At 38.0% G+C, this 24,237-nt stretch carries 22 protein-coding genes; 11 read left to right on the forward strand and 11 right to left on the reverse strand.

The window, feature by feature from the left end; translation table 11 throughout:
* The first annotated feature begins 499 nt into the window (after positions 1–499).
* The 5 genes from grpE to BLS38_RS11950 all read left to right on the forward strand — a co-directional run bounded on the left by grpE (position 500) and on the right by BLS38_RS11950 (position 4,861).
* Entirely contained in the window at positions 500–1,042 is a 543-nt protein-coding gene (gene grpE, locus BLS38_RS11930; RefSeq protein WP_092749901.1) for a nucleotide exchange factor GrpE, read from the forward strand.
* Between the two features lie 116 nt (positions 1,043–1,158).
* The gene (gene dnaK, locus BLS38_RS11935; RefSeq protein ID WP_092749903.1) at positions 1,159–3,099 is read left to right on the forward strand and encodes a molecular chaperone DnaK; all 1,941 of its coding nucleotides are present in this window, start codon (positions 1,159–1,161) and stop codon (positions 3,097–3,099) included.
* A 130-nt stretch (positions 3,100–3,229) separates the two neighbouring features.
* Positions 3,230–3,760: an aromatic acid exporter family protein gene (locus BLS38_RS11940; RefSeq protein WP_092749905.1), complete on the forward strand. Its 531-nt coding sequence runs from the start codon at positions 3,230–3,232 to the stop codon at positions 3,758–3,760.
* A 225-nt stretch (positions 3,761–3,985) separates the two neighbouring features.
* On the forward strand, positions 3,986–4,405 hold the full coding sequence (locus tag BLS38_RS11945; RefSeq protein WP_425283486.1) for an NUDIX hydrolase: 420 nt from the start codon (positions 3,986–3,988) through the stop codon (positions 4,403–4,405).
* A gap of 90 nt (positions 4,406–4,495) precedes the next feature.
* Positions 4,496–4,861 (forward strand): hypothetical protein, encoded by a 366-nt coding sequence (locus tag BLS38_RS11950; protein ID WP_092749907.1) that lies wholly within the window; start codon positions 4,496–4,498, stop codon positions 4,859–4,861.
* A 24-nt stretch (positions 4,862–4,885) separates the two neighbouring features.
* On the opposite strand, the gene BLS38_RS11955 is transcribed toward BLS38_RS11950, so the two are convergent.
* From BLS38_RS11955 to purE, 3 genes are all read right to left on the reverse strand, one after another.
* Complete coding sequence (locus BLS38_RS11955; protein WP_092749909.1) at positions 4,886–6,157, reverse strand: lytic murein transglycosylase; 1,272 nt, start codon at positions 6,155–6,157, stop codon at positions 4,886–4,888.
* 199 nt (positions 6,158–6,356) lie between these two features.
* Complete coding sequence (locus BLS38_RS11960) at positions 6,357–7,475, reverse strand: 5-(carboxyamino)imidazole ribonucleotide synthase (RefSeq protein ID WP_092749911.1); 1,119 nt, start codon at positions 7,473–7,475, stop codon at positions 6,357–6,359.
* Positions 7,476–7,487: 12 nt separating this feature from the next.
* Entirely contained in the window at positions 7,488–8,000 is a 513-nt protein-coding gene (purE, locus tag BLS38_RS11965; protein ID WP_092749913.1) for a 5-(carboxyamino)imidazole ribonucleotide mutase, read from the reverse strand.
* A gap of 350 nt (positions 8,001–8,350) precedes the next feature.
* Here purE and BLS38_RS13085 point away from each other — a divergent pair, with 350 nt between their 5' ends.
* Positions 8,351–8,578 carry a hypothetical protein gene (locus BLS38_RS13085; protein ID WP_425283487.1) on the forward strand — a complete coding sequence of 76 codons (228 nt, stop codon included), beginning with the start codon at positions 8,351–8,353 and terminating at the stop codon, positions 8,576–8,578.
* Between the two features lie 257 nt (positions 8,579–8,835).
* Here BLS38_RS13085 and BLS38_RS11975 read toward each other — a convergent pair whose 3' ends face one another.
* Both BLS38_RS11975 and tyrS read right to left on the reverse strand, forming a co-directional pair.
* Positions 8,836–10,671 carry a bifunctional metallophosphatase/5'-nucleotidase gene (locus tag BLS38_RS11975; protein ID WP_143230137.1) on the reverse strand — a complete coding sequence of 612 codons (1,836 nt, stop codon included), beginning with the start codon at positions 10,669–10,671 and terminating at the stop codon, positions 8,836–8,838.
* Positions 10,672–10,793: 122 nt separating this feature from the next.
* Positions 10,794–12,023, reverse strand: a complete 1,230-nt coding sequence (tyrS, locus tag BLS38_RS11980; RefSeq protein WP_092749917.1) for a tyrosine--tRNA ligase — start codon at positions 12,021–12,023, stop codon at positions 10,794–10,796.
* A gap of 61 nt (positions 12,024–12,084) precedes the next feature.
* Between tyrS and BLS38_RS11985 the strand changes: the two genes are divergently transcribed.
* Positions 12,085–13,212, forward strand: a complete 1,128-nt coding sequence (locus tag BLS38_RS11985; protein ID WP_092749919.1) for an anhydro-N-acetylmuramic acid kinase — start codon at positions 12,085–12,087, stop codon at positions 13,210–13,212.
* A 34-nt stretch (positions 13,213–13,246) separates the two neighbouring features.
* Here the strand turns inward: BLS38_RS11985 and erpA are convergent, their stop codons facing one another.
* Positions 13,247–13,582, reverse strand: coding sequence for an iron-sulfur cluster insertion protein ErpA (erpA, locus tag BLS38_RS11990; RefSeq protein WP_092749921.1), 336 nt, complete (start codon positions 13,580–13,582; stop codon positions 13,247–13,249).
* Positions 13,583–13,745: 163 nt separating this feature from the next.
* Between erpA and BLS38_RS11995 the strand changes: the two genes are divergently transcribed.
* Positions 13,746–15,662, forward strand: coding sequence for an ATP-binding cassette domain-containing protein (locus tag BLS38_RS11995; protein WP_092749923.1), 1,917 nt, complete (start codon positions 13,746–13,748; stop codon positions 15,660–15,662).
* A 56-nt stretch (positions 15,663–15,718) separates the two neighbouring features.
* Here BLS38_RS11995 and BLS38_RS12000 read toward each other — a convergent pair whose 3' ends face one another.
* Complete coding sequence (locus BLS38_RS12000; protein ID WP_092749925.1) at positions 15,719–16,099, reverse strand: cytochrome b562; 381 nt, start codon at positions 16,097–16,099, stop codon at positions 15,719–15,721.
* 223 nt (positions 16,100–16,322) lie between these two features.
* On the opposite strand from BLS38_RS12000, the gene BLS38_RS12005 reads away from it, so the two are divergent.
* The gene (locus BLS38_RS12005) at positions 16,323–16,868 is read left to right on the forward strand and encodes a VTT domain-containing protein (RefSeq protein WP_092749927.1); all 546 of its coding nucleotides are present in this window, start codon (positions 16,323–16,325) and stop codon (positions 16,866–16,868) included.
* A 45-nt stretch (positions 16,869–16,913) separates the two neighbouring features.
* Here BLS38_RS12005 and gyrB read toward each other — a convergent pair whose 3' ends face one another.
* The 4 genes from gyrB to dnaA form a co-directional block, all read right to left on the reverse strand.
* Positions 16,914–19,382 carry a DNA topoisomerase (ATP-hydrolyzing) subunit B gene (gyrB, locus tag BLS38_RS12010; protein ID WP_092749929.1) on the reverse strand — a complete coding sequence of 823 codons (2,469 nt, stop codon included), beginning with the start codon at positions 19,380–19,382 and terminating at the stop codon, positions 16,914–16,916.
* Positions 19,383–19,407: 25 nt separating this feature from the next.
* Entirely contained in the window at positions 19,408–20,508 is a 1,101-nt protein-coding gene (gene recF / locus BLS38_RS12015; RefSeq protein WP_092749931.1) for a DNA replication/repair protein RecF, read from the reverse strand.
* A 14-nt stretch (positions 20,509–20,522) separates the two neighbouring features.
* Positions 20,523–21,671 (reverse strand): DNA polymerase III subunit beta, encoded by a 1,149-nt coding sequence (gene dnaN, locus BLS38_RS12020; RefSeq protein ID WP_092749933.1) that lies wholly within the window; start codon positions 21,669–21,671, stop codon positions 20,523–20,525.
* Between the two features lie 103 nt (positions 21,672–21,774).
* Complete coding sequence (dnaA, locus tag BLS38_RS12025; RefSeq protein WP_092749985.1) at positions 21,775–23,181, reverse strand: chromosomal replication initiator protein DnaA; 1,407 nt, start codon at positions 23,179–23,181, stop codon at positions 21,775–21,777.
* Between the two features lie 495 nt (positions 23,182–23,676).
* Here dnaA and rpmH point away from each other — a divergent pair, with 495 nt between their 5' ends.
* Complete coding sequence (gene rpmH, locus BLS38_RS12030) at positions 23,677–23,811, forward strand: 50S ribosomal protein L34 (protein WP_000831329.1); 135 nt, start codon at positions 23,677–23,679, stop codon at positions 23,809–23,811.
* A 28-nt stretch (positions 23,812–23,839) separates the two neighbouring features.
* Complete coding sequence (gene rnpA / locus BLS38_RS12035) at positions 23,840–24,229, forward strand: ribonuclease P protein component (RefSeq protein WP_092749935.1); 390 nt, start codon at positions 23,840–23,842, stop codon at positions 24,227–24,229.
* The last annotated feature ends 8 nt before the right edge of the window (positions 24,230–24,237 follow it).

Consider the following 24,237-nt stretch of genomic DNA (forward strand, 5'->3'; position numbering starts at 1 on the left):
CTGATTCGTCATCAGTAAGCTAGGTCGGCCATTCTACTCCGTTTCCAAAGTTTGTCAAATGCTTTTTGAAAGTTTTTTTCACCACCCAACTAAACATCCCTAACCAATCAATTCAAGACCTAAATCCTAAACCAATCAACTAAGCCATTGTTTATCAAGAAGTTTCTCTCAACAGCACCGCCGATGGATACGCATTATAGATCAATAATCTCCTAACACAATACCTTTCTTTAATTATCTCATTCAGATGCTCGGTTTTTGTACTTAATCAATATAAATGTCTAATTAATCGCCTATCTAATCCTTTTTATTGCTTTTTATCACCCTAAATCGTTTATTTACTTTTACTACTATTGATTTTTTTATGTTTGTCCACATCTTGTAGTGAAGCCTATTTATATACTTTTATAGCTTTCATACCATTTTTACAGCTTTTATCTGTTGAAATGGCGTGTGAGGACTAAACGTGTTTGAGAAAATGTTTAAACGGAGATCATCAATGACCAACGAGCAAAAAGATCTAGCTCAAGAAAAGACTGACTTAGATGCAGAACAAACCCAAGCGAACGAGCAAAATGAGGCATCTACAGTAAGCGTTGATGAATTACAAGCGCAACTGTCTAAACTAGAAGATGCTTTGAAACTTGAAAAAGCGCGTGCTGCGAATGCGATGTATGAAGCTGAAAAAGTAAAAGAAAGATTAGAACGTGAAGCAGATACTGCAAAGAAATTTGCTTTAGAAAAGTTTGCAAAAAGTTTGCTTGAACCTGTAGATAATTTGGAACGTGCAATTTTAGCTACTGGCAATGAAGAAAGTCCTTTATTAGAGGGTGTTCAATTGACGTTAAAGTCATTGCTCAGTGCTTTGGAGAAACAAGGTATTGTGGCTGTAGATACAAACAACGGTTTTAATGCTGATTTTCACCAAGCTGTAGGTATTGCACCAGAAACTCAAGCCGGCGAAATTGGTAATGTATTGCAAAAAGGCTACACGCTAGCAGGCCGTTTGTTACGCCCTGCGATGGTTACAGTCGGTCAATAGGCTATTTTTTGAGTCAATCTGCAATTTTTTTGAAAAAAATACTTGAAAATTTTAGATTGACTCTCATATCGAATAATAACTGAAAAATATTGTAGAAAAATTGAGGAATTTATCAAATGGCTAAAATCATTGGTATTGATTTAGGTACAACGAACTCTTGTGTTGCTGTTCTTGAAGGCGACAAAGTTAAAGTAATTGATAACGCTGAAGGTGCACGTACAACGCCATCTATTATTGCATATAAAGATGCTGAAATTTTAGTAGGTCAAAGTGCAAAACGCCAAGCTGTAACGAACCCTAAAAACACGTTATTTGCAATTAAGCGATTGATTGGTCGTCGTTATGAAGATGCTGCTGTGCAAAAAGATATTGGTCTTGTGCCATATAAAATTGTAAAAGCAGATAATGGTGATGCTTGGGTTGATGTCAACGACAAAAAACTTGCGCCACAACAAGTTTCTGCTGAAATCTTGAAAAAGATGAAAAAAACTGCAGAAGATTATTTAGGCGAAACAGTAACTGAAGCTGTGATTACTGTTCCTGCTTACTTTAACGATGCACAGCGTCAAGCAACGAAAGATGCTGGTCGTATTGCTGGTCTTGATGTTAAACGTATTATTAACGAACCAACAGCTGCTGCGCTTGCTTTTGGTATGGACAAAAAAGAAGGCGATCGTAAAATTGCTGTTTACGATTTAGGTGGTGGTACATTTGACGTATCTATTATCGAAATTGCTGATCTTGATGGCGACCAACAAATTGAAGTGTTATCAACTAATGGTGATACATTCTTAGGTGGTGAAGATTTTGATAATGCATTGATTGATTATTTGGTTGAAGAATTTAAGAAAGACCAAAACGTTAACCTAAAAAGCGATCCTTTAGCATTACAACGTTTAAAAGAAGCCGCTGAGAAAGCAAAAATTGAGCTTTCTTCATCTAACGGTACTGAAATCAACTTGCCATATATTACTGCTGATGCAACTGGCCCGAAACATTTAGTAATTAATGTATCTCGTGCGAAGTTAGAAGCATTGGTTGGCGATCTTGTTCAACGTACCTTAGAGCCTTGTCGTGTTGCGTTGAAAGACGCTGGTTTATCAAACAGTGATATTTCTGATGTGATCTTGGTTGGTGGTCAAACACGTATGCCATTGGTACAGCAAAAAGTGCAAGAGTTCTTTGGTAAAGAGCCACGTAAAGATGTGAACCCAGATGAAGCTGTTGCAATGGGTGCAGCAATTCAAGGTGCTGTTCTTTCTGGTGACAAAACTGATGTATTGCTTTTAGACGTAACTCCACTTACCTTAGGTATTGAAACCATGGGTGGTGTGTTGACTGCAATTATTGAGAAAAACACAACGATTCCTGCGAAGAAATCTCAAGTGTTCTCTACAGCAGCAGACAACCAACCTGCAGTAGATATCTCGGTTTATCAAGGTGAGCGTAAAATGGCTCAGCAAAATAAACTGTTAGGCAACTTCCAGTTGGGTGATATTCCACCTGCACCACGTGGTGTACCACAAATTGAAGTGTCTTTTGATATTAATGCTGATGGTATTTTGAAAGTATCTGCTAAAGACAAGAGCACAGGTAAAGAGCAGTCAATTCAAATTAAAGCAAACTCTGGTTTGTCTGATGCTGAAATTGAAGCAATGATTCAAGATGCTGAAGCGAATGCTGAAGAAGATCGTAAGTTTGAAGAACTTGCTAAGTCACGTAACGAGGCTGATGCTTTAATCGCAAGTGCGAATAAAGCAGTGAAAGACTTAGGCGAACAAGTGACTGAAGACGAAAAAACTGCAGTCTCTACAGCGGTAAGCGAACTTGAAGCTGTGACTAAAGAAAATGATGTTGAAGATATTAAGGCGAAAACTGAAAGCCTACAAAATATCATTATGCCTATCACACAGCGTGCTTATGAGCAATCACAAGGTCAAGGTGGTGCACAAGGTTTTGATCCTAATGCATTTAACCAAGATGCTGGTCAGCAGAAGAAAGCTGATGATGGCGTTGTAGATGCAGAGTTTAAAGAAGTGAAAGACGATAAGAAGTAATTTCTGATTACTCTAAGTCTTTAAAGACACCTCATGAACCAGTTGATTTGGTTTCATGGGGTGTTTTTTTATGTACTAAAATTTTAAAGTTAAACTCATAATAATATATAAATATATACGTGAGCTAAGTATGCCTCCTTTATCTTTGCAGAGCTTTGCTAAAATTGTTTATGTGATTAAAATTTTATTATGTGCAATTTTGATTACTGTTCTTTCAATTTGTTTTAATCAAGATCAAGTATCACATTTGTTTTTATGGGGATCTTTGACTGCTTTTTTGAGTATTCAGGCAGATATTAACCGTAAAGTGAATTTTAGTCAGGTTATAGGTAATTTAATTGGTTCAAGTATTGGGGTATGTATTTGGTTATTAATTTCTCATTTTTCAAAACAACACAGTTATATCAATATTGAATATTGGTTACTTATATTAGGTATTGTGTTGACCACAACAACATGTATTTTATTAAAGCATGCTGAATATTGTGGCATTGCATTATCTGGGCTGTTAATTGTTACTGTGTACGATGTCACTCATAACACTTTTGAAGGAGCACTATGGCGAATTTTATTTTGTGTTGTGGGTTGTCTTGTTGCATATATCACTGATGCTGTAGTGCGTTATTTTATACCACATTTAAAAAATGGGCTGTATAAATAAACAAACCTCTTTATTGTTAAAATAAAGAGGTTTGTTGCCCACCCTCTGATTGTGTATTATTATTTTTTATTTATTCTTGTTGGGCGAGATCATCATATGCAATTATTTGTTTATAGTATGTAATCCATAGCTTACAACAGTACAACAATTAACCAAACATAAAACAAATAATTGATTTCTATAATATTTATTTTTAAATTTTTAAGAAATATTTAATGTGAGATTATGATGACAATTGATCTAGAACGTAAAATTATTTATGTTGCTGCTGCAATTATTGTTGATGCGAAACAACGTATTTTGCTTGTACGGAAGAAAAATACAGCATTTTTTATGCAGGTAGGTGGCAAAATTGAGCCTAATGAATCAGCCCAAGCTGCACTAAAACGAGAAATTGCCGAAGAAATTCAAGTTACATCGGAAATTATTAGTGATCTAGGCATAATACAGACCCAAGCAGCCAATGAAGCAGGCTTTTCACTACAGGCACACCTGTTTGAAGTGAATATTTTAGGAACACCTAAGCCAAGTGCCGAGATTGCTGAAATGTTATGGCTAGATTTAACCCAAAGTATTTCAGTGCCTCTCGCTCCACTCACCAGAGATTTTGTGATTCCACGAGTTCAACAAGTGCAGTCTCAATAATCTTGTATATTTATGTGATTTTAACTTTTACAAAAAGATGAAAGTTTGTTATTGATAGTAGATGCTGAGCTATTTTAAAGGAGCCCTATCGTGAGCTTTTATCATATTATTCTTGAGTTAAATGACCACATTAGTAGCCTTGAAGAAAGTCGTGATCTTGAAATTTTTAATATTGAAGATATTACGCCATACATTCACTCAATGTTTCTACCCTATATGAATCAGCAAATGATTGAACTAGAAGATGAAAATATTTTATATGCAGATATCTTACACTTTGAAGTGCAACATACCAGTATGCCAATTGAGTTTTTAGTTGAGGAAGAACAAAAAGAACTTCCCAGTGATACTGAAGTCACGATTTCTGCAAAAGAGATTTTTAATGATCATGATTTAAGCAAAAATGTGACTGCAGTAATTTTTGATTTATTACATGCAGTGAAAATAGAACACTAAAAAATCAGCGCTATCATACGGCACTTAGTTTGTATTCATCATTTGATGGGCTTGCTGTTTTCGAATTGCGCTTAGAAATACTTGCCCTGCTCTACCTGTGGGACTCAGACCCATTTTTATTTGCTCTTGTTGAATAGCTTGTTTCGTTTTATCACCAATTAACCCGTCTGCCTGACCAATATCATAGCCTTTAGCCAATAAATCATTTTGAATTTCTCTACGCTCTGCACGTGATGTCCCTGCATCATCTGTTGGCCACGGCGTTTGAATAGATGCTTTGCCACTTAAACGATCTGAAAGATAAGCAATTGCGAGTGCATAGCTTTCTGCAGCATTGTAGCCATAAATTGCATCAAAGTTTTTAAAGACAAGAAACTTTGGCCCTTTTTCACCTGCAGGCATAAATAGCCCTGCGGGCGTTGTCATTGTAAGCTGGCCTTGCAATAGTGAGCTACCATCTATACGTTGTAACCCTTGTGCAATCCAATCAGATAAAGGTTTCTTATTACGGCGACTTTGTCCTGTCAGATTAACATTGCTTGGGACTGAAACTTCAAAGCCCCAAGGCATACCCGTTTGCCAACCTGCAGATTTTAAGAAGTTTGCAGTAGATGCTAAAGCATCATCTGTATTCGATACTAAATCTCTACGTCCATCACCATCAAAATCAACAGCCAGTCTTTCATAGGTTGAAGGCATAAATTGAGTATGACCAAATGCACCTGCCCAAGAACCTTTTAACTGAGACTCTGTCACATCGCCTCGCTGTAAAATACGTAAAGCAGCAAAAAACTCTGTACGGAAATAACTTTGTCTACGGCCATTACAACTGAGCGTGCCAAGTGATTGTAATAATGGGTACTTTCCTGAAATATCTCCAAAATTACTTTCCACTCCCCAAACAGCAACCACTGTTTCAGCAGGTACACCATATACTTCTGAAACACGGCGTAATACATTTTGATATTGGTTTAATTTTTGCTGTCCTGCCTCAATACGTTCTGCATCTACAAGGCCAGATAAATAGTCCCAAATGGGTGTTGAAAACTCAGGTTGATAATTGAGTTTGTCTAACACACTGTAATCTGGTGTTAAATTTTTAGTGTATTGATCATATGTTTCAGTATAAATTCCTGAACGTATTGCTGCTGGTTTAAGATCAGCCAAACACGCATTAAATGTCGCATCAGGCAATACAGAAGTCACATTATTGTTATTCATCGTATCTGTGGCATGGGCAACTGCACTAGAAATTATAAAGATACTAAGACTTAATAGAGTGAGTTTCTTTTTCATTGTACAGAACCTCGTTTTAAATTCAAAAATATAGACTAGCATTATTTTTTTACTTGTCATGTAGATAATAGTAATTATAAATTTAAATAAAAAAAGACTAATCCACAGCTTTTATTTTTTTATCCACAGTTTTTCACACAGACTTTTGCACAAAAAAAGCGATGAATAAAATCATCGCTTTTTCTAAATTTAAACCAAATTACCAAGACATATCTGTGGTCAAAGATAAGGGCTCTGGTAAAATTTTTGCTAATGCATGACACAAAGCAGGTAGTTCACGATCATCTATTGGCATCAGTGTAATATGGCCTAATTTTCGGCCTTCTCGCTCCGACTTATTATATAAATGTAAGTGAGCACCCTTAAGCGAAAGAACATCTGCCGTGTTTGGATGTTTACCAATAATATTGACCATAACGGTCGGTCTTATGACTTCAGTAGAACCCAAAGGTAAACCAGCAACTGCACGAATATGATTTTCAAACTGCGAACAAACTGCACCTTCAATAGACCAGTGGCCTGAATTATGGACTCTTGGTGCCATTTCATTGGCATACAAACCATCGTCAGTCACAAACAATTCTAAAGTTAGCACACCAACATAATTTAAATGTTGTAGTAACGTTGAAATGTATTGTTCAGCAGTAGGTTGTAATGTCTTACTATTCGGTGCAGGTACAATAGAGTGGGACAAAATTCCTTGATGATGGTGATTCTCTGCCAAAGGCCACGTTTTTACATCACCATTTTGGCCACGCACAGCAATAATAGACACTTCTCTTGAAAAATGTACAAAGCTTTCTGCGATCAGGGGTTTGGCATGGCCAAGATCAGCCCAAGCCTTCGCAATATCTTCTACTGTACGTAAAACAAACTGTCCTTTACCATCATAACCACCAGTTGCTGTTTTCAGTACAATCGGTAAACCTAAGCTTTCTACTGCTTGATGAAGATCGTCACGTGAATTCACAGCAATAAATGGAGCAACAGGGATTTCTAACTGTTTAAACAAGTTTTTTTCAAGTAAGCGATTTTGTGCGATGGCTAAAGCTTGACGCGATGGATGTATATTTTTGCTTTGTATCAGTTCATCGACTTGTTCCAAAGGTGTATTTTCAAACTCTAAACTAAACACGTCTGCATTTTCAATAAAAGCATTAAGTTCTTGTTTATCTGGTGAAAAGACTGGACCAAGTGCAGCTGATGGGCACGCCGTGTTAGTTTCAAAAAAAATACACTGAATATTTAGTGGCAAAGCAGCTTGTGCCATCATACGACCTAATTGGCCACCACCAAAGATACCAATGGTTTTGTCCATAGCGAATGCCTCTTATACTTGTCCTGGAATATTTTTACTTGCCACTTTTTCTGTTTGTGCAGCACGAAAATCAGCTACATTTTTAGCAATATTAGCATCATGTAAACCCAAAATCTGTGCAGCCATAATGGCAGCGTTGGTTGCTCCCGCAGGACCGATGGCCAACGTACCTACGGCAATACCTGCAGGCATTTGTACAATTGAAAGTAGAGAGTCTACACCGTTCAAAATAGACGATTTCACAGGCACACCCAGTACAGGTAAATCAGTTTTTGCGGCACACATGCCTGGTAAATGAGCTGCCCCACCTGCACCTGCAATAATGACTTGAATACCACGAGATCGTGCAGTTTCAGCATATTCAAACAAACGATCTGGTGTTCTGTGTGCAGAAACTACCTCTGCTTCAAAGGGTACACCCAGTTGTTTTAGCATGTTAGCAGTGTGTTCTAGGGTTGCCCAATCTGACTGAGAACCCATAATAATTCCAACTAAAGGTGTAGCTTCTGCTGCAACAGTGTTCATGTGTTATTCCAAAGCGCAAGTAAAGAAATAGTATGCGAGTTATTATAGCCTGTTTTTAAGCCTTGCCCAAAACTTCTTATTATCTGTTTACTTGTTATATTTGAATAATCATTTACATTGATTACAGGGAAAATAATTACGATATACTTAATAGCCAGTCTTATAAATACTGATTGATTCGATAAAGACTTTAAGCTATGCCTTTTACAATGTATTTATATCTGCTTTATACATGAAATTAATTCTTTTGGAGCAATCTATTGAATTTTAGTCATTTAAGAATAGCTCGGCCAGTCAGTGATCTGAATAAAAGCTGTAAAATGTATTGTTTAGCTTTTGGCCTCTAGATCATTGCCCAATTCAAAGATCATCATGGATTTAATGGCATCATGCTTGGAAAAGAGGGTTTAAATTGGCATTTAGAGTTGACCCAATGTTCAAGTCACCCTATTTCCCCACAACATACTGTTGATGACCTATTGGTTTTTTATATTCCCTCTAAATCTGATTGGATAGATAGCTGTGAGCAAGTCAGAATCTCTGGATTTACACAAGTTTCATCGTTTAATCCCTATTAGGATTTAAAAGGATGTACTTTTATAGATCAAGATGGCTACCGAAGTGTGCTTCAACATTAAACATGGGGCACTAAATAAATAGCTAATTTATGCCTATGACTCGAACGTGATCATTAACAGTGATCTATTCATTCAACTGTGTATAACTACGTAGTTATACACAGTACGACTCAGACTTATCCACAACATGTGGTATGTTATTCACAATATAATCCACAGTTATCCACAATATATGGGATTATGCTAGAAATATAATATCAGTACGATTGAGTGATATATCTTTGGGTACTATACTCGGTTCGGGGCAGTCTCATCACTCCTTGGTTTGGCTGCGATTGTTTGAGATCGTTCAAATAGTTTAAAAATATATCTGCATAATCTAACCCAATGTCTTTACGGCGCTCATTGTGTATCTTGCTCAGCGTTGTGTAATAGTTAGAACCTCGTGCTAAAAAATCGATGGTTGCCACTTGGTAGGTTCGGTTTAAATCAAAGCTTTGGTACTGTCCCGAAGCATTTTTAAGTTGTAAATTTTGTACACGTTGCCCTTTAGGCTTAGTCATATCGACTTCCCAACGTAACCCTGCTGTATATGGATAAGCACCAATATCTGTATTTGCACCCTCAAGCGCATCTTCTAATGTATCCTTCACTTCATGGCCTGTCATGCTCAGTTGTACCAAGATATTTTTAAAGGGTAATAATTGATACACCGTAGCAACATTGATTGGTCCTTGTGGAATATCTATACGTACGCCGCCCCCATTTTGTATAGAAAGATCAGCCAAAAAATATTTTTTAGCTTGTTGCAACATAGCATAGGCAACCAATTGTTGAATATCACCACCATAAGTCAAACAGTTTTCTTTAGGCTGTTTTGTTGGACGAGTCTGGGAACAAAATGCTTCACTTGCTGTACCAACCACAGTTTCTACATAGGTTTTCTTTTTAACTTGGTGCGGTTGAAGCACCTGTTGCATCTGCACATCTGGTGCAATAAAGCTCAGTGGCAATTTCATTGTAGCAACCTGTTGTTGAATCTGCTGTTTTTGTTGTAGTGTGAGTGAGATATTGGATTGCACACGTTGCATGTCTGTACCCAATAAAATATGAGCTTTACCACCACAGTTTAATACTTTACCTTGAGGGTCAAAGCTAACCTGTAACTCGCCCACAGCGTAGTTATATTGCCAAGCTTGCGCTATACAGACTTTCTCACCTTGTTTATTTTTGACGACCGCTGGATAGTCAGCAACAGGATCAAGCCCTACTGTTTTAAGTTGTTCGGGGCCAAGTAAAGTATGTGAATCACCTCCAATAATGACATCAACATCGTTTAATTGTGCTGCTATTTTTAAATCTCGCTCATAACCAACATGGGTTTGTAAGATAATTTTATTGATACCCTGTGCTTTTAGCTGATTAATCTGTGCTTGTGCTGTGGCAATTTCCTCTGCAAATATTGTGTCTGCATTGGGCTGTGATGCATTTTTAGTTTTACCAGCGATAGTTATTCCAACTAAGCCAATTTTTTGCCCTTGACGTTCAATCACTACAGATTTTTTAACAAGATTGGTCTGATATAATGCAGATGATGGTCCAAAAGTGACATTGGCAGACAGAATTTGCATTGGGGTTTTACAGTGGCTTTGTTGTAATCCATCTAAAAAAAATTTCAGGCCTACATCTTTGGCATCAAATTCGTGATTACCCAATGTAAAACTATCAAAACAGATTTGATTCATCACAGCTGCATCTGCTAACCCTTGATTTAAATTAAAATACAGGTCACCTGTAATGGCATCGCCTGCATGTATTTTTATAACATTGGGATCTTTTTGTTCAATCTGTTTCATCATGCTCGCAACCCGAGCAATACCTCCACGATTGATGAGAATATTTTCAGGCCCTTCACCTAAATCAAATTTAAGTGTGGTTTGCTCTTCATCTAAATGAGAATGGTGGTCATTAATATGCGCTACAGTGAGGGTAAATGGTGCAGTATTTTTATTTTTAATGGGTTGTACTTGGCACGCAGTCAAGCCAAGCCCTAGTGGTAATAAACTGACGAAAAAAAAAGCGATATTTTTCATTTTTTGTGCAAATATAAGCAATTAGATGTGCCATATTGTGCTTAATTTTAATGTCGTCTACATGACAATAAAAAAGGAAGCCTATCTTAGGCTTCCTTTTTTATCATTATTTTAATCATCTATTAGTCGGTAAATGTTACTTTTGCAATTGCCTTTTTACCCGCTTGAATCACCACAGTTTGGTTACTGCTGACAGAGAAACTAGCATCGACCACTTGGCCTTCTACTTTAACTGCACCACGTGCCACAGCATCTTTGGCTTGCGCTGCATTTTTTGTCAGCCCTGCCAAACGTACAATCGATGCAATGAATAGTTCGCCGGCTTCACCTCGTGAGACTTCAACTTCTGGCGTATCTTCAGGAATTTCACCATCAACAATACGATTACCTGCACCTTTATGTGCATTGGCTGCAGCATCTGCATCATGAAAACGTTCAACCAACTCTAAAGCCAAAATACGTTTAATTTCTTGTGGATTACGTCCCGCTTTAATCTCTTGTAATAAAAGCTCGATTTCATCTAAACCTTTAAAACTGAGCAAATCAAAATAACGCTCAATTAAGCTATCTGGTATAGATAAAATCTTTTGATAAATCGCACCTGGCGTATCAAATACACCAATATAATTATTTAAAGACTTAGACATTTTATTCACGCCGTCTAAACCTTCTAAAATAGGCACAGTAATACACACTTGAGACACTTGACCATAACGGCTTTGTAAAGTGCGTCCCATCAATAAATTAAAGGTCTGGTCTGTACCACCAAGCTCCACATCGGCTTCAAGTGCGACAGAGTCATAACCTTGCACCAGTGGATATAAAAATTCGTGAATCGCAATCGGTTGTTGGCTTTGATAGCGCTTGGTAAAATCATCACGTTCTAGCATACGAGATACGGTTTGTTGGCTTGCCAACTGAATTAAATCTGCTGCCGACTTTTCAGCAAACCACTGTGAGTTAAACACCACTTTGGTTTTTTTCGGATCTAAAATTTTAAAGACTTGTTCTTGGTACGTTTTTGCATTTTGTATAACTTGTTCACGAGATAGCGGTGGACGCGTTGCACTTTTACCTGAAGGGTCACCAATCATGGCTGTATAATCACCTATTAAAAACAAAACCTCATGACCTAAATCTTGAAATGTTTTTAATTTGTTAATTAACACTGTATGCCCTAAGTGCAAATCTGGTGCAGTCGGATCGAAGCCCGCTTTTACACGTAAAGGACGATTTTCTCTTAACTTTTTCAGTAAATCTTCTTCTGAAATAATCTCATGTGTGCCTCTTTGAATCAGAGACAACTGTTCTTCAGCAGGTAAGAAATTTGACATCATGCCACCCAAACACATTCGTAATCTAATTTGTGCGATATACTAACATTTTTTTAGCACATTGCAGGATTTGTTAAGCATGACATCAATCTACATTGGCGTGATGACCGGAACAAGCATGGACGGCATAGATTTTGTAGCGGCTTCTTTTGAACCACTCAAACTACATGCCACACTTAGCATTGCTTTTGAGCCAGATTTAAAAGATGAGCTCATGGCACTCACTCGACCAGATGACAACGAAATTGACCGTATGGGCAAAGCTGATGTTGCATTGGCTAAAAAAATTGCACATGGTATTAATCAGCTTATTGCTGATAATGGATTAGATCGTCAGCAAATACGAGCCATTGGCTGTCACGGGCAAACCATTCGCCACCGCCCTGAAGATGGCTTTACTCTACAGCTCGGTGACCCCAACATCATTACAGAAATCACCCAAATTGCTGTTGTATCTGATTTTCGTCGTAGAGATATGGCAGCAGGTGGTCAGGGTGCTCCTCTTGTACCGGCATTTCATCAAGCCATTTTTCAGCATCCTCAGATTGATCGGGTGATTTTAAACTTAGGTGGCATTGCTAATGTGAGCCTACTTCCTGCCAATAAAAAACATAAAATTTTAGGCTTTGATACAGGCCCTGCCAACATTTTAATGGACGGGTGGTGTCGTAGATATACAGGTCAACCTTTTGATGAAAATGGTGATTGGGCAGCACATGGTACAGCCATTCGCCCATTGTTAGATCGCTTATACGCACATGACTTTTTTGCCAAAGAGCCCCCTAAAAGCACAGGTAGAGAAGACTTTAATTTAGATTGGCTAGATGACCAACTGATTGACTGGCGTAATGACCCAGAATATGAAGTACTTGATGACACGGCGGAAAATATTCAAGCAACGCTTGCAAAACTCACAGTTCGTGCTATCCAAAAAGCAGTATATCGCTCGGGTATGAAAGATGGTGAAATGTATGTCTGTGGTGGAGGTGCATATAATTCTTATATTTTAGAGCAACTACGCTGGCGCTTACGTAAGCACGAATGGAGTGTACAAACCACCGATGTATTGGGTTTATCGCCGACATGGGTGGAAGGTACTGCATTTGCATGGTTAGCTATGCAATTTGTAGAACAACGTAGCGGGAATATACCAGCAGTAACAGGAGCAGTAGGCACACGTATTTTAGGTTGTATTACTGCTGTTTAACTAGCCTATAAAGGTGGCCAAAAGGTCACCTTTATTAAATAGAAAAAGAAGAACCGCAGCCACAGGTCGTCGTTGCATTTGGGTTTTTAACCACAAAGCGTGAGCCTTCAAGCCCTTCAATATAATCTACGACTGAACCTATAAGGTACTGGTAACTTAAAGAGTCAACCAACATTTTCACATCGCCATTTTCAAAAGATGCATCATCATCATTGGCACTTTCTGCAAAGTTAAAACCATAAGAAAAGCCAGAACAACCACCACCGGTGACATACACCCGCAACATTAGTGCTTGAGTACCTTCACTATCACGCAGTTGGCGTACTTTTTTTGCAGCGTTGTCTGTGAGCAATAAAGCTTGTGCAGTCATGATCTTTGTTCCTTAAATCAATCGATTGGGCACACCCAAATAGAGGTCTAATATAGCATAATTCGTAGATAAAGAGGTTTACAATCATGTATTGGCTTTTATTTTTTGTTTTCAAATGTTTTACCATTTAGAATAGAGCGTAATTCTATACAGTGAAAAACTTATGATCCAGCTTGAAAGCCTTAGTATACGACTTGGTGGTCGTGTTCTTTTTAAAACCGACCCCATGGTACAGTTACATCCAGGCTGGAAAATGGGCTTAACCGGGGTGAATGGTGCAGGTAAATCTTCATTATTTGGCGCACTACTTGGCAAAGTGTCCCCAGATGAAGGGAATTTAAGTCGACCACAAGGCTGGACTGTCGCACATATGGCTCAAGAAATTGAAGCCCTCGATATGCCTGCGATCGACTTCGTACTTTCAGGAGATGAAGAATTTTGGCAAATACAACAGAAACTTAATGATGTTGACAATTTATCTAACGATGAAATTGCAGAATATTATGGTCGCTTTGATGAAATAAACGGCTATACTGCACCGGCCAAAGCAGCGCAGCTCATGGCAGGCTTGGGTTTCTTTGAACATCAAATGCAACTTAATGTTGAAAGCTTTTCCGGGGGCTGGCGTATGCGTTTAAACCTCGCACGTACCCTCATGAGCCGTTCAGATTTATTATTACTTGATGAGCCAACCAACCATTTAGATTTAGATGCAGTATTGTGGTTAGAGGATTGGTTGAAAAACTATGAAGGTACATTGGTACTCATTTCACATGACCGTGACTTCTTAGATGCGATTACAGATCATATTTTACATATTGAAAATCAACAACTCACCATGTATACCGGTAATTATTCAACCTTTGAAACCATACGTAGTGAACGCTTAGCGCAACAACAACAAGCTTTTGAAAAACAGCAAGAAGCGCGTGCACATATGCAAAAGTATATTGACCGCTTCAAAGCACAAGCCACCAAAGCAAGACAGGCTCAAAGCCGTATTAAACAGCTTGAGCGTATGCAACTGCTTGCACCCGCGCATGTAGACAACCCCTTTACCTTTAGCTTTAGAACGCCAACTAAAATGAGTTCTCCATTACTCAGCTTAGATCATGCGAGCATAGGCTATGGAAGTAAAGAGATTGCCAGTAACGTCAATCTACAAATTACGCCAACGTCACGTATTGGTTTATTGGGTATGAATGGTGCAGGTAAATCGACATTAATTAAGTCATTGGTTGGTGAACTCAGTCTCATTAAAGGTGAGCGTAAAGATTCCGAACTGCTCAATCTTGGCTATTTTGCTCAGCATCAAATGGATGCACTCGATGCACAAGCCAGTCCGATGCTACAACTTGCACGCCTTGCAGGAAATAAAGTCAGTGAAGCTGCTCTACGTTCTTTTTTAGGGAGCTTTGGCTTTACTGGCGAACGTATGGATACCATCTGTGAAAAGTTTTCAGGCGGTGAACGTGCACGTCTCGCACTTGCATTAATTGTATGGCAAAAACCAAATGTATTGGTACTCGATGAACCGACCAACCATTTGGACTTAGATATGCGTCATGCACTCACGATGGCGCTCAATGATTTTGAGGGTGCAGTGATTTTGGTATCACATGAGCGCCAACTCATCGCTAGCGTTTGTGATGATTTACTTTTGGTTCACGGCGGAAGCTGTACTGAGTTTACAGGCGACTTAAGTGACTATGCGCAGTGGTTGCGAGAAGCAAGACAACAGCAAATTAATGCCAACTCTGCTGCATTAAAAAAACCCGAACCTGTTGTAACAACACCGAAAGAAACACCACGTAAAGAAAGTGCAAAACAACGTGAACAAACTCGGCCTATTCGTAAAGATATAGAAAAAACCGAAGCTAAAATTGAAAAGATTCAAACACAACTTGAGTCAATTAAAATTGCGCTTGCAGATACGGCATTGTATAGCACTGAACGTAAAGAAGAACTGCTTAAAGTTATGGATCAAGAAAAACAGCTAACGGATGAACTTGCTCATCATGAAGAGCAACTACTTGAACTCATGATGCAACTAGAAACCGTAGAACAGTCATTTCTATAAAAGTCATGACACGTTCCACGTGAAACATAGCATCATAAAATAGATATTTTATGATGCTACTTAAATACCTTATGCCCTGCATCTCTGATTTTCATTAAAGTATTTACCTGTTGCGCCTGCTTTAAATTAGTATCAACCAATCCATTTAAGCGATCGATCTCTGCAACCAATTGATCTAGCATTTTGTCATAGGCTTTAATTTCTGGACTATTATCAGGTTCGCTCATTAAAGTATCAGGTATATTTTGTTTCGAATCTAAAGCATTTAGTTTCATTTCGCTCAGCGCTTGCTTGGCTTGACTTGTACTACTCGATTTCATAAAAACCGTATAGTTTTTTGCTAAACCTTGCATGTCTGCTTCTAAGCTGCCTGCATATGCGACTGAACTGGTCATAATGATCACGGCCAAGACAGTACATTTAAGTGACTGAAGCATGTAACATATTCCTTTAATATTAGGGATTAATCTGTATAAAATAGAGGCAATATTAAATTTAATCTACTCTAAATTATTCTATGAAAATATATCTAATTACAGTTATGGCTCTATTCTTCATAAAATGTGCTAGAATTAACACTAATATACGTTGATTGTATATCTTTTGTGCTATATCTTTTTGTGACAAATTATCCAAATACAAAGTGGGAATATCGCCCCAATGAGTTTTTTTGATTTACTACTAAGCTTTGAAAACTATTTGCCTGTACTTGTACAAGAGTATGGCATTTGGATTTACGCGATTTTATTTTTTGTGATTTTTGCTGAAACTGCATTCATATTTATGTTCTTTTTACCCGGTGACAGTTTACTACTGGCTATTGGAGCAATTTGTGCAACAACAGATTTCTTACATGTAGATTACATGATTATATTGCTCTTTTTTGCTGCAATACTCGGTTATATGGTGAACTACTCTACAGGGAAATTGCTTGGTAGACCTATTTCAGAATCTAACTCACGTTGGATTAAAAAAGAATATCTAATAAAAACTGAAGAATACTTCATCAAACATGGTGGAAAAACCATACTGATGGCACGCTTTATTCCTTTTGCGCGTTCCTTTGCACCATTTGCAGCAGGTTCTAGTCACATGAATTATGTCTCTTTCATGATGTATAACATTGTCGGTGCATTTATTTGGATTGTGCTATTGGTCGGTATTGGTTACTTACTCGCCTCTGGCGTTTTAGGTTTTATGAAATAAAAAAAGGGATTCTAAATAGAATCCCTTTTTTATGCTGTATTTTAATTATGCATCAATGTCTGCATTAAGTGCATTTTCTTCAATAAATGCACGTCTTGGTTCAACATCATCGCCCATCAAACAACTAAACATACGGTCAGCTTCAATCGCATCTTGAATTTTGACTTGTAGCATATGGCGATTTTCAGGGTCCATTGTTGTATCCCACAACTGCTCTGCATTCATCTCACCCAAACCTTTATAACGCTGGATCATCATACCACGGCGTGAGTCTTGCAGAATATTATGCCAAACATCATGAAAAGTATTGACCAAAATACGGCGCTCACCCTTAATCAGATAAGCCCCCTCTTCTAGTAAAGTAAACCAACTTTTTGCATTTTTTAAGAGTTTTGCATATTCAGCGGAAGCCAATATTCCAGCATCTAGCAAATACTGCTGTGGCAAATTATGTACATACACTGTAATACGTGGCCAGTAATGGGTTGTTTTTGCACCATGCTCATCTTCTCGCTCAAAATCAACCAACGTAATTTCAGGGCGCAAACTACTTTGCATTGCCACAACATGCTGTTTTAACTGCTCGGCCCATGTTTCTACATAGTTTTTATCATGATTTTGATCAATAATAAAAGGGTCTATCGCTAATAGGCCATCAAGCACTGTTGCAGGATAACGCATGGTCAAACGATTTAAACTTTTTTGTGCCACTTGGTAATCTTTAATTACGGTAGAAAGTGCTTGTCCCGTAATTGCAGGCGCATCATGGCTAATATGTAAAGACAAATCATCAATTGCATTTGAAATCAAAAATGTTTCTAATGCTTCATTGTCTTTTAAATATTGCTCATGCTTGCCTTTTTTCAACTTATACAATGGTGGCTGTGCAATATAAATATGGCCACGCTCAACCAGCTCAGGCATTTGACGGAAGAAGAAGGTCAGCAATAAAGTACGAATATGTGAACCATCTACATCGGCATCGGTCATAATAATAATTTTATGATAACGTAACTTATCTGGGTTATATTCTTCACGCCCAATACCACAGCCAAGTGCAGTAATGAGTGTACCGACTTCTTGGCTCGAGATCATACGATCAAAACGAGCACGCTCAACATTTAAGATTTTCCCTTTCAGTGGCAAAATGGCCTGCATTTTACGATTACGGCCTTGTTTAGCACTACCACCTGCTGAATCACCTTCGACCAAATACAACTCAGACAGTGCAGGGTCTTTCTCTTGGCAATCTGCCAATTTACCAGGTAAGCCTGCAATATCTAATGCACTTTTACGGCGTGTCATTTCACGCGCTTTACGCGCTGCGTCACGTGCACGGGCTGCATCAATAATTTTCCCTGCAATAGACTTAGCAGCCGCTGGATTTTCAAGTAAGTATTCAGAAAATGATTTATTCATGGCTTGCTCTACAGCAGGCTTGACTTCACTTGAAACCAATTTCTCTTTCGTTTGTGATGAAAACTTAGGATCAGGCACTTTCACAGAAATAATCGCGGTCAGACCTTCTCTTGCATCATCACCAGACACTGTGACTTTCTCTTTTTTTAGAATATTTTCTTTATCTAAATAGCTATTCAAACCACGTGTGAGTGCTGCACGAAAACCTGCAAGGTGGCTACCACCATCTTTTTGTGGAATATTATTAGTAAAACATTTCACATTTTCTTGGTATGAATCATTCCACTGTAATGCCACTTCAACCGTAATACCTTGCTCTGAATCAGCAGTAAAGTGAAAAATATCATTCAGATGTGTTTTGCCTTCATTAATATATTTCACAAACTCAGACAAGCCACCTTCATAATCATAGTTATATTTAAGGTTAACACGTTCATCTATCAGTACAATTTTTACGCCCGAGTTTAAAAATGAAAGCTCTCTAAGGCGTCTTGCTAAAATCTCAACATTGAAAATGGTTTGAGTAAACGTGTCGGCACTCGGCCAAAAGCGAACCATTGTGCCAGTTTGCTCTGTTGTGCCAATAACACTCAAAGGTGACTGAGGTACACCATGTGCATACTGTTGCTGATGAATTTGTCCTTGACGATAAATGGTCAGTTGTAGTTGGCTCGATAGTGCGTTCACTACAGATACCCCTACTCCATGCAGACCACCAGAAACTTTATAACTGTTGTCATCAAATTTACCACCTGCATGCAAAATGGTTAAAATCACTTCTGCGGCAGAGACCCCTTCTTCAGGGTGAATATCTGTTGGAATTCCACGTCCATTATCAGACACGCTCAAAGACTCATCTTCATGAATCGTGACAATGATTTCATCACAGTGCCCAGCCAATGCTTCGTCAATTGCATTGTCTACGACTTCAAATACCATATGATGTAAGCCAGTACCGTCATCTGTATCACCAATATACATACCAGGTCGTTTGCGTACCGCATCTAAACCACGTAAAACTTTGATACTTGAAGAATCATAAGCGTGTTCATGATTTAGTTCTGTTTGAGAAGCAGATTGAGATTCTGAACTCATGGTGTCTCCCTACTGGTAAATAATATTATTTATGCTCAGATGGTGTAGATGATTGCATCTGCACAATACCGGCATGTACATTAAAAATTTGGTACGATATACATAGATCATGTAAATGTTGTTTTACGATCGCATCATCTAATGTGGTTAAAAATACTTGACTACCTAATGTATGTAATCTTGCTAATAAACGCTGTTGTGCAGCGCAATCTAACTCTGCGGTCACATCATCTAATAATACCACAGTTTCCTTCTCACTCGTATGAAGCATCGCAATTTGCGAGAGTTTTAAAGCAACTATAAGCAGTTTTTTTTGCCCTCTAGACAACATATCTGCTGCATCGCCATGGTCAGTTTTTATCTTTAAATCTGCACGATGTGGCCCATACTCGGTATAACGACGTTCGCAGTCTTTATGATGATGATGTTCAAGTGACTGCGCTAACCCCACCTCTGTTTGAAATCCTGCAATATAGTCTAAATTCAAGACCAAATCGGGAAGTAATTTTTTTACCTCTTGTTCAAAAAAAACTTTCCACTGCATGAAAACAGCCAGTCGTTGCAAATGAAGTTGCTCACCATATTCAGCAAGTAAGCTATTCCATGGTTGTATTTGCTCAATGGATAATTTTTTATGTTGCTTTAGCATACTATTTCTTTGTTTTAGCGTGCGGGTATAGTGCAACCAAATTTGGTAAAAGCTAGGTTCCACGTGGAACATTAACCAATCTAAGAGTTCTCGTCTGGGTTTTGCCCCATGGTCAATAATATCTGTAGTTAATGGGTCAATGTGTTGTAATGGCAATAATTGCGCAAGTTGACCTTGAGTTGCTACACGGTCACCATTAATTTTAATCAGCTGTTCACCAGAGGCAAATTTCTGTATACCTATTTTATCTGACTGCATCTGTGCAAAAATAATGGCATGAGGTGCATGATGTTGTATATAGTTTTTTGGCGTATACGTACGAAAAGAGCGCCCTGTTGCCAAAATATGTATCGCCTCTAAAACAGAAGTTTTACCTGACCCATTTACACCATACAAAACAGTAAACGGCTGTAAATTTTTCATTACAACCGTTTCTAAGTTTCGTATTTTTTCGATATGTAATCGTTCTAAATACATGATATTAATTCAAATTAAACACGCATTGGCATAACAACATACGTTTGATCTGGGTAAGCAGGGTCTTGTACCAATACAGATTGATTGGCCTCAGACATAGTCATACGTACATCATCACCATCAAGAACATTTAATACATCAAGCAAATATTGTGCATTAAATGACATCTCTAAGGTGTCATGATCGTATTGAATCATCAAATCTTCACTGGCTTCGTCTTGCTCTGGATTATTTGCTCGCAATTTCAGTGTATCAGTATAGAAGTTTAAAAATACGCCTCTGAGTTTTTCGTTGCTCAAAATCGCTACACGTTGTAAAGATTGTTTAAATACATCGTGGGCAAGCGTAACATGTTTATCCCCCCCACGTGGAATCACTCGCTTATAATCTGGAAATTTACCATCAATCAATTTGGTGGTAAAACGTACTGTAACATCACCCTGCTCTTTATCACGGCTTGGAATATTAATACTAATATTGAGTAATTCACGACCAATAAATAAGACCAATGGCTGTTCATCTAAGCTCAGTAACCGCTGTAATTCACCCACGGCTTTACGGGGAATAATCGCTTGTAATGGCTGATCTAAGTTTGATTGTGCTACTGTTTCAGCCAATGCCAAACGGTGACCATCTACAGCCACAGCACGAAGTTGTGTTGCATCAATTTCAAGCAAAGTACCTGTCAAATAAAAACGGACATCTTGTACCGCCATAGCAAATGCAGTTTTTTCAAATAATCTTTTAAGCGATTTTTGGGCTACTTCAACACGACTTCCCTGTACACCATCTGTACTTAATAATGGGTAGTCTTCTGCAGGAAGTGTACCAAGTACAAAACGACTACTGCCTGATTTTAAAATACAACGTAAGTCATCTGTAATTTGTAAATCAACCAATGCAGCCGAAGGAAGTGACTTACAAATATCCATAATTTTACGTGCAGGCAATGTCGTTTCACCTGTTTTTAAACATGCGCCTTCAGCAAAAGGAACGCTCGCAACCAGTTCTACTTCTAAATCTGAACCAGTAATGGTTAAAGCTTGCTGTGTCGCAGTAATTTTCACATTTGATAAAATATTGAGTGTATGGCGGCGCTCAACAACACCAACCACATGTGATAACACATTCAATAAACTTTCTTTAGCAATTTTCAAATGCACAATATATATCCTCTTATACCCTATATTTTGTTTAAAAAATACACAATAGCGTCTATGTGATTTTACCATGCAATAGCGTTAGTAATGACTGAATAATGAAACTTTAGCTTTGTAATAAACGCATTAAATTTTTATAATCTTCATCAAAAATTGGATCACTTCCACGAAGACTGATCACTTTTTCGCATGCATGCATAACCGTACTGTGATCTCGACCACCAAACGACATACCAATATCAGGAAAACTATTGCCGGTTAGCTCGCGCGTCAGCCCCATTGCCAATTGGCGAGGTCGAGCATAAACACGTGTACGTTTTGGTCCGGTCAATTCTTTCATAGGTATTCTAAAATACTCACTGACCACACGCTGTATATTATCAGTCGTAATATTTCTTGCTCGAATTGCTAAAACATCTTTAAGTGACTCTCTCACTACTTCTAAATCAATTTCAGTACCCTTAAAACGCGCCATAGCAACCACTTTATTCAATGCACCCTCTAATTCCCTCACATTTGCAACGACTTGCTGTGCCATAAATAAAGCACAGTTTCGTGGTAAATCTACTAGCATAGTACTTGCTTTTTTTAGCAAAATTTCAATACGTGTTTCAATATCTGGTGGCTCAACACCTACAGACAACCCCCAAGAAAAACGCGAAACCAAACGTGCATCTAGTTCAGTTAATTCTTTAGGATAACGGTCAGATGTAAGAATAATTTGTTTCGACTCATCAAGTAAGGCATTAAACGTATAGAAAAACTCAACTAAACTGGCTTCTTTACCTGCCAACAAGTGAATATCATCAACCAACAATAAATCTAAAGAGCGACAATTACGTTTAAACTCATCCACTTTGCCCTGCTGTAAAGAACTCACAAAATCTTGTACAAAATTTTCAGCGGTCATATACATCACACGTGCATTCGGCTTAGCATGCAACAACGCATTGCCCACAGCCTGCATGAGATGAGTTTTCCCCAACCCTGTTGGACCATATAAAAATAAAGGGTTATGCTGAGACTCACCGAGATAAGTCAACACCTTTCGACATGTTTCAGCAGCCATTTGGTTCGACCGCCCCTCAACAAACAAGGCAAAAGTAAATAATGGGTTGAGCTGTCTTCGTTTATTATTTTTTTGTGGATTAACAATTGCTACTTCAGACTCTTTTACCTTTTTTGATGCTATAGGCTTTTTTTGATAGCTATTTTGTGGTGGCGTTAATGCAGCGGTTGTCGTTGCTGGGGATTCACTGGCATTTAAAATCGCACCTGGTCTTGAGTCTACTTGTATTTCCACATGACGGACTCTGCCTTCCGATAACTGTTCCGCTAGAATAACAATCAGTTCAAAATGATTATCTTTAATGTAACGTGTCCAATATGGATTAGGTGCATATAAGTACAAGGTTCCTTCTTTTTCTTCTGCAATGAGCGGACGAATCCACATTGCAAACACATTATCTGATAATTCTTGTCGCAACCTCGCCAAACACTCAGTCCAAAGCATGTTCATTACGTCCCCATATTGTTGTGCACTCCCCAAATTCGGGGTTAGATATTTTAACCAAGTTATCCACAGATTCTAGTAAAAAATGAAATGATTTTTCGAATAATAAATTGGGTTAAGGGTCTGTGGATAAGTTTATTATAACTTTGTGGATAAAAATCAGCTAGCTTTTATCCACATTTTTACACAGCTTTAATAACACACATATCCACAATTTAAATTACTGTTTTTTATAATAAAAAATCTGTTTTCCACAGAAAAACACTGTCCTAATAATAATAAATTTAAATTTATAAATTTGAATTTATATATAATGGGCTAAGTTTCTGTGGATAATTTGAATTTAAATTCATAACAACAAGTCATATATTTGAATTTAAAAATTTCAATCCAAAAGATTTATTCATTTTATTTTAATAATTTAATTTGACAAATTTGGTGATAAACCATACAATCGCGAACCTTTAAGATAGATCAATTCTTAGGAGTTTCGACATGAAACGTACTTTCCAACCATCTGAATTAAAGCGTAAACGTGTTCATGGTTTCCGTGCTCGTATGGCAACTAAAGCTGGTCGTCAAGTTTTAGCTCGTCGTCGTGCAAAAGGTCGTCACAGCTTAACTGTATAATGACCACTACTGATCCGGCTTTAACGGTATGACGCTTTATAGCTTTAGCACAAAGTTTAGAATCCGTTGTGCTGCCGACTACAAAAGTGTATTCGATGGTGCGCTTTTAAAAGTGCATCAGCCCCACTTTCTTTTTTTGGCAAATATATCTGAACAAGATCACAGCCGTTTAGGTATTATTGTTGCAAAAAAGAAGGTTCGTCGGGCACATGAACGAAATAGGGTTAAACGTTTAGCGCGTGAAAGCTTTCGTTTAAACCAAAAAAATCTCGGTTTATTAGACATTGTTATCATGCCTAAAAAAGGAATTGAAGCAATAAGTAACGAAGAATTACATCAACAACTTCAATCTGCATGGTCTAAATTACAACGCTTAGCAAAGAAGCGACAAGATACAATTGCTTCCCCTTCAAAGTAGAATCTCCA

The sequence above is a fragment of the Acinetobacter boissieri genome (assembly GCF_900096955.1).
GTDB lineage: Bacteria > Pseudomonadota > Gammaproteobacteria > Pseudomonadales > Moraxellaceae > Acinetobacter > Acinetobacter boissieri.

Excerpts from the sequence above, each read along its gene's own strand:
- recF (WP_092749931.1), bottom strand. The coding sequence starts at position 20,508 with ATGTATTTAGAACGATTACATATCGAAAAAATACGAAACTTAGAAACG.
- dnaA (WP_092749985.1), bottom strand. The coding sequence starts at position 23,181 with ATGCTTTGGACTGAGTGTTTGGCGAGGTTGCGACAAGAATTATCAGAT.
- BLS38_RS11940 (WP_092749905.1), top strand. The coding sequence starts at position 3,230 with ATGCCTCCTTTATCTTTGCAGAGCTTTGCTAAAATTGTTTATGTGATT.
- rpmH (WP_000831329.1), top strand. The coding sequence starts at position 23,677 with ATGAAACGTACTTTCCAACCATCTGAATTAAAGCGTAAACGTGTTCAT.
- BLS38_RS11955 (WP_092749909.1), bottom strand. The coding sequence starts at position 6,157 with ATGAAAAAGAAACTCACTCTATTAAGTCTTAGTATCTTTATAATTTCT.
- grpE (WP_092749901.1), top strand. The coding sequence starts at position 500 with ATGACCAACGAGCAAAAAGATCTAGCTCAAGAAAAGACTGACTTAGAT.
- purE (WP_092749913.1), bottom strand. The coding sequence starts at position 8,000 with ATGAACACTGTTGCAGCAGAAGCTACACCTTTAGTTGGAATTATTATG.
- dnaK (WP_092749903.1), top strand. The coding sequence starts at position 1,159 with ATGGCTAAAATCATTGGTATTGATTTAGGTACAACGAACTCTTGTGTT.
- gyrB (WP_092749929.1), bottom strand. The coding sequence starts at position 19,382 with ATGAGTTCAGAATCTCAATCTGCTTCTCAAACAGAACTAAATCATGAA.
- BLS38_RS11945 (WP_425283486.1), top strand. The coding sequence starts at position 3,986 with ATGATGACAATTGATCTAGAACGTAAAATTATTTATGTTGCTGCTGCA.
- BLS38_RS11960 (WP_092749911.1), bottom strand. The coding sequence starts at position 7,475 with ATGGACAAAACCATTGGTATCTTTGGTGGTGGCCAATTAGGTCGTATG.
- BLS38_RS11975 (WP_143230137.1), bottom strand. The coding sequence starts at position 10,671 with ATGAAAAATATCGCTTTTTTTTTCGTCAGTTTATTACCACTAGGGCTT.
- tyrS (WP_092749917.1), bottom strand. The coding sequence starts at position 12,023 with ATGTGTTTGGGTGGCATGATGTCAAATTTCTTACCTGCTGAAGAACAG.
- BLS38_RS11995 (WP_092749923.1), top strand. The coding sequence starts at position 13,746 with ATGATCCAGCTTGAAAGCCTTAGTATACGACTTGGTGGTCGTGTTCTT.
- rnpA (WP_092749935.1), top strand. The coding sequence starts at position 23,840 with ATGACGCTTTATAGCTTTAGCACAAAGTTTAGAATCCGTTGTGCTGCC.
- BLS38_RS11985 (WP_092749919.1), top strand. The coding sequence starts at position 12,085 with ATGACATCAATCTACATTGGCGTGATGACCGGAACAAGCATGGACGGC.
- BLS38_RS12005 (WP_092749927.1), top strand. The coding sequence starts at position 16,323 with ATGAGTTTTTTTGATTTACTACTAAGCTTTGAAAACTATTTGCCTGTA.
- erpA (WP_092749921.1), bottom strand. The coding sequence starts at position 13,582 with ATGACTGCACAAGCTTTATTGCTCACAGACAACGCTGCAAAAAAAGTA.
- BLS38_RS12000 (WP_092749925.1), bottom strand. The coding sequence starts at position 16,099 with ATGCTTCAGTCACTTAAATGTACTGTCTTGGCCGTGATCATTATGACC.